A 9,375-nucleotide genomic window follows, 5' to 3' on the forward strand; every position below is an offset into this window, starting at 1 on the left:
TGGTATGGCATGGCGCGAGATGTCGCGGCACGGCACGGCACAACACGGCACGGCACGACAGCGGACGACAGCGGACGACAGCGGACGACAGCGGACGACAGCGCCCGACACCGCCCGACACCGCCCGACACCGCCCGACACCGCACCTCGCGACGCGTGCCGCACCGCGTTCAATGCCGTGATGCACAGCCGGCCGGTACGATCTGCCGGCCGCCGACGTTCACTCGCTAGGCGGTGGCGTCTTCGGCCGGAACTCGCACAGCGGCTCGATCGCGCAGTGCCAGCATTCGGGCCGGCGCGCCTTGCACACATAGCGTCCGTGCAGGATCAGCCAGTGATGCGCGTCGTGCAGGAATTCCTTCGGCGTGAATTTCTCGAGCGCGGCTTCGACGGCCCGCACGTCCTTGCCGGGCGCCAGGCCCGTGCGATTCGCGACGCGGAAGATGTGCGTGTCGACCGCGATCGTCGGCTGGCCGAACGCGGTGTTCAGCACGACGTTGGCGGTTTTGCGGCCGACGCCCGGCAGGCTCTCGAGCGCCTCGCGATCGGCCGGCACTTCGCCGCCGTAGCGCTCGAGCAGGATATGGCAGGTGGCGACCACGTTCTTCGCCTTGGTGCGGTACAGGCCGATCGTCTTGATGTAGTCGGCCACGCCTTCCTCGCCAAGCGCGACGATTTGTCGCGGGGTGTTCGCGACCGGGAACATCTTGCGCATCGCCTTGTTGACCGACACGTCGGTCGCCTGCGCGGACAGCATCACGGCGATCAGCAGCTCGAACGGCGTCGTGTATTCGAGCTCGGTGGTCGGATGCGGATTCAGGCTTTGCAGCGTTTCGTAGATCGCGCGTCGTTTCGTGGCGTTCATGGACGGTTCTTGTCGGGCGGCGCGGACGCGCCGTTCCGGTCGTCGTGTTGTGCGTCGGGCGCCGCCGCTTCGCCGTCGCGCTGCGCGTGCTGCTCGGCGAGCCGCTTGCGGCGGGCTTCCGCCGCATCGATCTGCGCCTGCACGGCCGCGCTGACGTGTTCGGTGTTCTTCGGCGCCGCGCCTTGCTCGGCCAGCGCTTCCTTCTTCTGGCGTGCGCGTTCGAGGGCGGCGGCGATGATCGCGCGTTTCTTCGCGTCGGCGTCGTCGGACGCTGCGCCCGGCGCTGCTTCGGCGGGCGCCGCCTTCGCTGCGCCGGCGCTCGCCGCGCGCCGGGCCGCCGCACGCGCTTCGGCGGCTTCGCGTTCGCGGCGCTGGCGGGCGAGCCGGCGATCATGCCGCGCGCGCGCGGCATCAGCCTGCTCCTGCGACCATGCGTCCCAGCCCGTGCGATCACCGGTCACGGGTACCATCGCGATGCAGTCGACCGGGCAGGGCGCCACGCACAGGTCGCAGCCGGTGCAGAGCGGCTCGATGATCGTGTGCATCTGCTTCGGCGCGCCGATGATCGCGTCGACCGGGCACGCCTGCAGGCACAGCGTGCAGCCGATGCACAGGCTTTCGTCGATGAATGCGATGGCGCGCGGATGCTCGGCGCCGTTCACCGGATTCAATGGAATCACCGGCTTGCCGAGCAGGCTCGCCAGGCGCGCGATGCCTTCGGCGCCGCCCGGCGGGCACTGGTTGTAGTTCGCGTTGCCGGCGGCGATCGCTTCCGCGTATGGGCGGCAGCCGTCATAGCCGCACTTCGTGCATTGCGTCTGGGGGAGCAGATCTTCGAGGCGATCCGCGAGGGTCTTGGAATCGGTCACGGTGACAACGGGCGCGGCAGCGCCGAATGGCTTTCGGCCGCGTGCGGCGCGGCCGGAAAGGTTTGCCAAACCTTGATTATCGCCGATTTCCCGCATTGCGCTGGACGCGCTCTGTGCGCATAATCGAACCGCTTTTTTGCAGGGGCTCAGCAGGAGGGCGGCCGCCCGCGGTGCGACCGTTCCAGGTTGCGCCGGCACCGAGGCGGTGGGGGTGCCGGTCCGGATCACGCGGCTCACATAGCAAAACGCCACCATGAATCAGCCAAAAATCAAAAGAGATCCTGAAGGTACACGCCGTCGCATCCTGATGGCGGCGGCCGAAGAGTTCGCGACTGGAGGGCTGTTCGGCGCGCGCGTCGACCAGATCGCGCGTCGCGCCGAGACCAACGAGCGCATGCTCTATTACTACTTCGGCAGCAAGGAGCAGCTGTTCACCGCTGTGCTCGAACATGCGTTCTCCGCGCTCACGGACGCCGAGCGCGTGCTCGATCTCGATGGCGTCGCACCGGTGGAAGCCGTCACGCGGCTCGCGCATTTCGTGTGGGATTACTACCGCGACCATCCGGAACTGCTGCGCCTCATCAACAACGAAAACCTGCACGAAGCGCGCTACCTGCACAAGTCGACGCGCATCCGCGAGATGATGTCGCCGATCGTCGCGACGCTCGGCAACGTGCTGACGCGCGGCCAGAAGGCCGGGCTGTTCCGCAACGACGTCGATCCGCTGCGCTTTTACGTGACGCTGTCGGGGCTCGGCTACTACATCGTGTCGAACCGCTTCACGCTCGCGGCGACGCTCGGCCGCGATTTCAGCGACACCGACGAGCGCGCCGAGATGGTCAGGATGAACACCGAAGTGCTGCTCGCCTATTTGCTGCGCCGCTGATGCGGTGCTCGCGGGCCGCGTCGCTGCGCTCGACCCGTGTAAAGAAAAACGCCGCCGTGCATGAAGCATCGGCGGCGTTTTTGCGTCGGCGCGCGTCGCGCGTCAGGCGGCCTTGCGCGCGCGAACCGACTTGGCGCGCGTGCCGGCCGCCCGCTTCGCGCCCGGTGCGGCCTTCGCGGCTGCCGTCTTGGCCGGGGCGACGGTCGCAGCCGGTGTCTTCGGGCGCGAGCGTTTCGCGGCGGCGGCCGTCGTGCGCGTCGCCGTTTCGGGCTGGGGCTTGTCGGCGGGCACGGCGGCGAGCGGCGCTGCGGTCGTTCCGGTTGCTGCGGTCGATTCTACCGGCGCGTTGCCGGGCGTCTTCGTCGCGCCGTGTTTCGGCTCGGGAGCGTGCTCGCGAATGAAGTCGCGCAACTGCGGATAGATGATCGTGCGCCAGCGGCGGCCCGAGAAGATCCCGTAATGGCCGCATTTCTCGGCGGTCAGGCTGCGGCGGTCGTCCTGCGGAATGCCCATGCACAGCTCGTGCGCGACGTGGGTCTGGCCGCTGCCCGAGATGTCGTCGAGCTCGCCCTCGATCGTCATCAGCGCCGTGTGCTTGATGTCCTGCGGGCGCACGCGCTCGCCTTCGACGTCCCACGTGCCTTCGGCGAGCCGGAATTCCTGGAACACGACGCGGATCGTCTCGAGGTAATACTCGGCAGCCATGTCGAGCACCGCGTTGTACTCGTCGTAGAACTGGCGGTGCGCTTCGGCGTCGTCCTCGTCGCCGCGCAGCAGGCTCTGATAGAAGTCCCAGTGCGATTGCGCGTGACGTTCCGGGTTCATCGCGACGAAGCCCGTATGCTGCAGGAAGCCCGGATACACGTGGCGGCCTTCGCCCGGATAGTTCGCGGGCACCGTGTGGATCACGTTGTTCTCGAACCATGCGGTCGAATGCTGCGTCGCCAGCGAGTTCACCGACGTCGGGCTGCGGCGCGCGTCGATCGGGCCGCCCATCATCGTCATCGTGAGCGGCGTGTCCTCGCCGCGGCTCGCCATCAGCGAGATCGCCGCGAGCACCGGCACCGTCGGCTGGCACACGGAGATCACGTGCACGTTGCGCGCGCCGATGTGGCGGATGAACTCCTGGATGTAGGCGATGTAATCGTGCAGATGGAACGGGCCGACTTCGACCGGCACCATCCGCGCGTCGATCCAGTCGGTGATGTACACCTTGTGATCCTGCAGCAGCGTGCGCACGGTGTCGCGCAGCAGTGTGGAGTGGTGGCCCGACAGCGGCGCGCAGACCAGCACGACCGGTTCGTCCTTCAGCTGCGTGACGGCGTCGGCGTCGTCCGCATAGCGCTTGAAGCGCAGCAGCCTGCAGAACGGCTTCTCGATGATCGTCTGCTCGACGATCGGGATGTTGTGGCCGTCCTTGACGATCTGGTGAATGTTGAATTCGGGCTTCTCGTAATCCTTGCCGAGTCGGTACAGCAACTCGTACGCGGCCGCCATCCGCGGCGCGCCGGGCATCAGCGAGAACGGGCTCGACGGGTTCGCAAAGGATTTCGATGCGGCCTGGGCCCAGGCCGTGAGCGGGCTCAGCATGGCCCGCTGGAATTCGTGCAGTTGATAAAGCATGCAGACTACTCCCGCGTGGGGGACGGTGCGCAGGGGCGGCGTGAGCGTCGCGGCGTGCCGTGTGGATCAGCGCCCGGCCATGTTGCGCTGCGGCCGGACAATCGAATCGATCATATCGGACAACCCTTCGTGCCGCAATGCAACATTTCCCTGATTTTTCATCAAATTTTTGTGAATTGACGATCTCTGAACAAGCCGCCGCCCGGCCCGTAGGCGCCCGCCAGCATCCCCTTCAGCGCCCGGTCGCCACGGCCGGCGCGGGCTGGCCGGCCGCGCGCGCCATCGCATCTTCGTGGTGCATCAGGTTCATCGCGGTGTGCACCAGCGCCACGTGCGAGAACGCCTGCGGGAAGTTGCCGACCAGCCGGCCGTCGACGGGGTCGTATTCCTCGGCGAGCAGGCCGAGGTCGTTCGACAGCGCCAGCAGCCGGCTGAACAGCCGGTGCGCATCGTCGATCCGGCCGAGCAGCGCGTAGTTGTCGACCAGCCAGAAACTGCATGCCAGAAACGTGCCTTCGCCGGGCGGCAGCCCGTCGTCGTATTCGGTCGTGCGGTAGCGCATCACGAGCCCGTCGTGCAGCAATTCCCGTTCGATCGCCTCGACCGTGCCGACGATGCGCGGATCTTCCGGCGGCAGGAAGCCCATGAGCGGCATCAGCAGCACGCTCGCGTCGAGCTCGTCGCTGCCATAGCTCTGCGCAAACGCCTGTTTGCCTTCATGCCACGCGTTGTCGCAGACGTCCGCGTGGATGCTGTCGCGCAGTGCGCGCCAGCGGTCGAGCGAGCCGGGCAGACGGAACATTTCGGCCGACTTGATCGCGCGATCGAACGCGACCCACGCCATCACCTTCGAGAATGTGAAATGGCGGCGGCCGCCGCGCGTTTCCCAGATGCCTTCGTCGGGCTCCTGCCAGATTTTCTCGAGGTGGTCGAGCAGCGCGCACTGCACGGACCAGACGGTGTCGTCGGCCTGCAGGCCGCCCACGCGCGCCAGATGCAGCGCGGCCATCACCTCGCCGAATACGTCGAGCTGCAGCTGGTTCGCGGCACCGTTGCCGACCCGCACCGGCTTCGAATTCTGATAGCCGGGCAGCCAGTCGAGCTCCATTTCGGGGAGCCGGCGCTCGCCGGCGATCCCGTACATGATCTGGATCTGTTCGGGCGAGCCGGCCATCACGCGGCCGAGCCAGGAGCGCCACGCACGCGCCTCGTCGTAGTAGCCGCCGCGCATCAGCGCGAGCAGCGTGATCGTCGCGTCGCGCAGCCAGCAATAGCGGTAGTCCCAGTTGCGGTTGCCGCCGATCTTCTCGGGCAGCGACGTGGTCGGCGCGGCGACGATGCCGCCGGTCGGCTCGTAGGCGAGCGCCTTCAGCGTGAGCAGCGAGCGGCGCACGGCGGCCGCATAGCGGCCCTGCACCTGGCAGCGGCCCGACCATTCGAGCCAGTAATTCTCGGTGCGGGCGAGCATCGACAGCGGGTCGCGTGCGGGCGGCAGCCGCAGATGCGACGCCGCATAGCCGAGCGAGAACGGGATGCGCTCGTCGGCGCTGACCGTGAATTCCGCGAGCGTATGCAGATTGCGGCCGGTGAGCGGCACGGGCGTGCGCAGCACGACCGTATCGGGACCGGCGATTGCTTTCATGCCGTTCTCGCGGGACAGCTGCGTGACCCACGGAATCGAGAAGCCGTAGTCGAAGCGCAACACGAGCTCCATGCGCATCTTCATCGTGCCGTGCCGGCCGACGACGATCCGTACCAGCTCCGACCAGCCATTGCCGGGCGGCATGAAGTCGACCACGGTGACGGCGCCGTCCGCGCTTTCGTAGTCGGTTTCGAGGATCAGCGTGTCGCCGCGATAGCGGCGTGTCGTGTGCGTGATCGCGGCGTCGGCGGCCGGCGCGAGCAGCCAGCGGCCATGCTCGGGCGTGCCGACCAGCGCCGCGAAGCAGGCGCCCGAATCGAAGCGGGGCCAGCACAGCCAGTCGACGGAGCCGTCTCGTGAAATCAGGGCAGCGGTGTGGCCGTCGCCGACGAGGGCGTAGTCTTCGATCAGGGCGGGCATGGGCAAGCGGTCCTTGGATATTCGAGTTCACAATGCAGGCAGCGGCGCTCGCGCTTCGCGTTCGGGCGCCGCGCCCCGTATACTCGGCCGGGCGGCGGAGCGCGTGAACGGCAGGCGTTTCGTCCTATCTCAACACTTGAAGCGACTCGATGCAAGGAGGATTGAATGCCCAACCGTTTACGCGAGCATGACGCACGCGCTGCGACACGAGGGTCCCCGCTTAGGCTCGCTCACTGGATGAAAGGTTTCGCACTCGTGCTGTCGCTGTCCGCGACCCACGCGTTCGCGCAGCAGGCGCCGGCCGCCGCCGACGGCGTCTACAACCTGCTCGTCGGCACCTATACGGGTCACGGCAGCGAAGGCATCTACGTGTACCGCTTCGATACGAAGACGGGCAGCGTCGCGCCCGTGTCGTCGGCCAAGACGGTGAATCCGTCGTATCTGTTGCCGAGCCGCGACGGCCGCACCGTGTATGCGGTCAACGAGCTGCCCGGCGACAACGGGCCGGCCACGCAGCGCGGCGGCATCAGCGCGTTCGGCTTCGATCCGAAGACCGGCACGCTCACCTTCATCGATCGCGTGTCGTCGGAAGGGAACGACCCGTGCTATCTGGCGCTGTCGCCGGACGGCAAGTACGTCGTGACTGCCAACTACTCGGTCGCGGCCGATCCGGGCGGCAGCTTCGCCGTATTCCCGGTGCGCGACGGCGGCGCGGTCGGCACGGCCGTGTTGACCGTGCACCACGAAGGCACCGGCCCCGTGAAGGGGCGGCAGGACGGCGCGCACGTGCATTCGACGGTGTTCTCGCCCGATGGGCGTTATCTGTTCGTGCAGGACCTCGGCGCCGACAAGATCTACGGCTACCGCTACACGGTCGACGGCAGCCGCGGGCTGATCAGTCCGACCGACACGCGCTACACGCCGGTGAAGCCGGGCTCGGGGCCGCGCCACATGGTGTTCGGCGCGGACGGCCGGTTCGCGTACGTGACGAGCGAGCTGAACGCGTCGGTCGAGGTGTTCGGCTATCACGACGGCAAGCTCACGCCGGTCCAGACGCTGCCGATGAGCGCGCCGGGCTTCAAGGGCAAGGTGGGCGGCGGCGCGATCCACGTGTCGCCGGACGGCCGCTTCGTCTACGCGAGCAATCGCGGCGACGCCAACGACATCGTGATCTACGCGGTGAACCAGGCCGACGGCCGGCTCAAGACGGTCGGCCGCCAGTCGAGCCTCGGCAAGACGCCGCGCGAATTCCTGATCGATCCGAGCGGCAAGTGGCTGATCGTCGGCAACCAGGACAGCGACACGTTCTACGTGTTCAGCCGCGACGTCGAGAGCGGGCAGCTCGGGCCGAATCCGCAGAAGGTCGCGGTCGGTAGCCCGGTCGACTTCAAGCTGGTGCCGGTCGAGCAATAACGCGCAGGCGATGTAAAAAGGGCGCTGCCGATCAGGTCGGCAGCGCCCTTTTGCGTTTGTGGACTGGCGTCGCGGTGCGGGCCGCGGCCCGCCGGTGCGCTCGGCTTCGCCCCGTTCTTCACCCCGTCTCGCTCAGTCGGCGGCGGCCGGCACGAGCACCTCGCGGCTGCCGTTGATCCCCATCGGCGACACGAGCCCGGCTGCTTCCATCTGTTCGACGAGACGCGCGGCGCGGTTGTAGCCGATGCGCAGCTGGCGCTGCACCGACGAGATCGACGCGCGCCGCGTGCGCACGACGAACGCGACGGCTTCGTCGTAGAGCGGATCGGCTTCCGCGTCGGGCGCATCGCCGAACAGGTCCTGCGTCGCGCCGTCGGCGGCGGGACCGTCGAGGATACCTTCCTCGTACTGCGGCTCGCCGAACTGCTTCAGGTATTCGACGATGCGGTGCACTTCCTCGTCGGCGACGAACGCGCCGTGCACGCGCTGCGGGTAGCCGGTGCCCGGCGGCAGGAACAGCATGTCGCCCTGGCCGAGCAGCGATTCGGCGCCCATCTGGTCGAGGATCGTGCGCGAGTCGATCTTCGACGACACCTGAAACGCGACGCGCGTCGGAATGTTCGCCTTGATGAGGCCGGTGATCACGTCGACGGACGGGCGCTGGGTCGCGAGGATCAGATGGATGCCGGCCGCGCGCGCCTTCTGCGCGAGCCGGGCGATCAGCTCCTCGATCTTCTTGCCGGCGACCATCATCAGGTCGGCCAGCTCGTCGATCACGACGACGATCAGCGGCAGCGTCGACAGCGGTTCCGGATCGTCGGGCGTCAGCGAGAACGGGTTGCCGATCTTCTTTTCCTTTGCCTCGGCGTCGCGGATCTTCTGGTTGAAGCCCGCGAGGTTGCGCACGCCGACGGCCGACATCAGCCGGTAGCGCTTCTCCATTTCGCCGACGCACCAGTTCAGCGCGTTCGCCGCGAGCTTCATGTCGGTGACGACGGGCGCGAGCAGGTGCGGGATGCCCTCATAGACCGACAGCTCGAGCATCTTCGGATCGATCATGATGAGCCGCACTTCCTCCGGCGTCGCCTTGTACAGCAGCGACAGGATCATCGCGTTGATCGCGACCGACTTGCCCGAGCCGGTCGTGCCGGCGACCAGCATGTGCGGCGCCTTAGCCAGATCGGTGACGACCGGATGGCCGGTGATGTCCTTGCCCATCGCGATCGTCAGCTGCGACGTCGAATGCTGGTACTGACGCGATTCGAGAATCTCCGACAGGCGGATCATCTGGCGCTTCGCGTTCGGCAGCTCGAGGCCCATGCAGGTCTTGCCGGGAATCGTCTCGACGACGCGGATCGACGTGAGGCCGAGCCCGCGCGACAGGTCCTTCATCAGGCCGACGATCTGGCTGCCGCGCACGCCGAGCGCGGGTTCGATCTCGAAGCGCGTGATCACCGGGCCCGCCGACGCGCCGACGACCGTCACCGGCACCTTGAACTCCTGCAGGCGCTGCTCGATCACCTGGCCGGTCTGCGCGAGGTGTTCTTCCGAGATGGGCTCGATGTCGTCCGATGCCGGCTCGAGCAGGTCGAGCGTCGGCAGCTCGACGTTGAAGGACGCGGGCGCGTGGAATTCGAACGCGTTCGGACGCGGCGGG

The 9,375-nt window shown here is 67.6% G+C and carries 7 protein-coding genes; 2 read left to right on the top strand and 5 right to left on the bottom strand.

What is annotated here, in order from left to right:
• Positions 1-220: 220 nt before the first annotated feature.
• Positions 221-865, bottom strand: a complete 645-nt coding sequence (gene nth, locus C3Y15_RS30465) for an endonuclease III (protein WP_014723413.1) — start codon at positions 863-865, stop codon at positions 221-223.
• Positions 862-1,830, bottom strand: a complete 969-nt coding sequence (rsxB, locus tag C3Y15_RS30470) for an electron transport complex subunit RsxB (protein ID WP_059461268.1) — start codon at positions 1,828-1,830, stop codon at positions 862-864. Before rsxB ends, nth begins: the two co-directional genes overlap by 4 nt.
• Before the next feature lie 157 nt (positions 1,831-1,987).
• Between rsxB and C3Y15_RS30475 the strand changes: the two genes are divergently transcribed.
• Positions 1,988-2,620 carry a TetR family transcriptional regulator gene (locus C3Y15_RS30475; protein WP_011885610.1) on the top strand — a complete coding sequence of 211 codons (633 nt, stop codon included), beginning with the start codon at positions 1,988-1,990 and terminating at the stop codon, positions 2,618-2,620.
• A gap of 102 nt (positions 2,621-2,722) precedes the next feature.
• Here C3Y15_RS30475 and phaZ read toward each other — a convergent pair whose 3' ends face one another.
• Positions 2,723-4,243, bottom strand: a complete 1,521-nt coding sequence (gene phaZ / locus C3Y15_RS30480) for a polyhydroxyalkanoate depolymerase (protein WP_045578903.1) — start codon at positions 4,241-4,243, stop codon at positions 2,723-2,725.
• Between the two features lie 232 nt (positions 4,244-4,475).
• Positions 4,476-6,305 (bottom strand): glycoside hydrolase family 15 protein, encoded by a 1,830-nt coding sequence (locus tag C3Y15_RS30490; RefSeq protein WP_059734574.1) that lies wholly within the window; start codon positions 6,303-6,305, stop codon positions 4,476-4,478.
• A gap of 165 nt (positions 6,306-6,470) precedes the next feature.
• Between C3Y15_RS30490 and C3Y15_RS30500 the strand changes: the two genes are divergently transcribed.
• Positions 6,471-7,718, top strand: coding sequence for a lactonase family protein (locus C3Y15_RS30500; protein WP_080938684.1), 1,248 nt, complete (start codon positions 6,471-6,473; stop codon positions 7,716-7,718).
• Positions 7,719-7,850: 132 nt separating this feature from the next.
• On the opposite strand, the gene C3Y15_RS30505 is transcribed toward C3Y15_RS30500, so the two are convergent.
• The coding region (locus C3Y15_RS30505; protein ID WP_279588471.1) for a DNA translocase FtsK at positions 7,851-9,375 on the bottom strand (1,525 nt) is incomplete at its 5' end.

The sequence above is a fragment of the Burkholderia sp. B10 genome, assembly GCF_004368385.1.
Classification (GTDB): Bacteria; Pseudomonadota; Gammaproteobacteria; order Burkholderiales; family Burkholderiaceae; genus Burkholderia; species Burkholderia vietnamiensis.

Excerpts from the sequence above, each read along its gene's own strand:
- nth (WP_014723413.1), bottom strand. The coding sequence starts at position 865 with ATGAACGCCACGAAACGACGCGCGATCTACGAAACGCTGCAAAGCCTG.
- rsxB (WP_059461268.1), bottom strand. The coding sequence starts at position 1,830 with ATGCGGGAAATCGGCGATAATCAAGGTTTGGCAAACCTTTCCGGCCGC.
- C3Y15_RS30475 (WP_011885610.1), top strand. The coding sequence starts at position 1,988 with ATGAATCAGCCAAAAATCAAAAGAGATCCTGAAGGTACACGCCGTCGC.
- phaZ (WP_045578903.1), bottom strand. The coding sequence starts at position 4,243 with ATGCTTTATCAACTGCACGAATTCCAGCGGGCCATGCTGAGCCCGCTC.
- C3Y15_RS30490 (WP_059734574.1), bottom strand. The coding sequence starts at position 6,305 with ATGCCCGCCCTGATCGAAGACTACGCCCTCGTCGGCGACGGCCACACC.
- C3Y15_RS30500 (WP_080938684.1), top strand. The coding sequence starts at position 6,471 with ATGCCCAACCGTTTACGCGAGCATGACGCACGCGCTGCGACACGAGGG.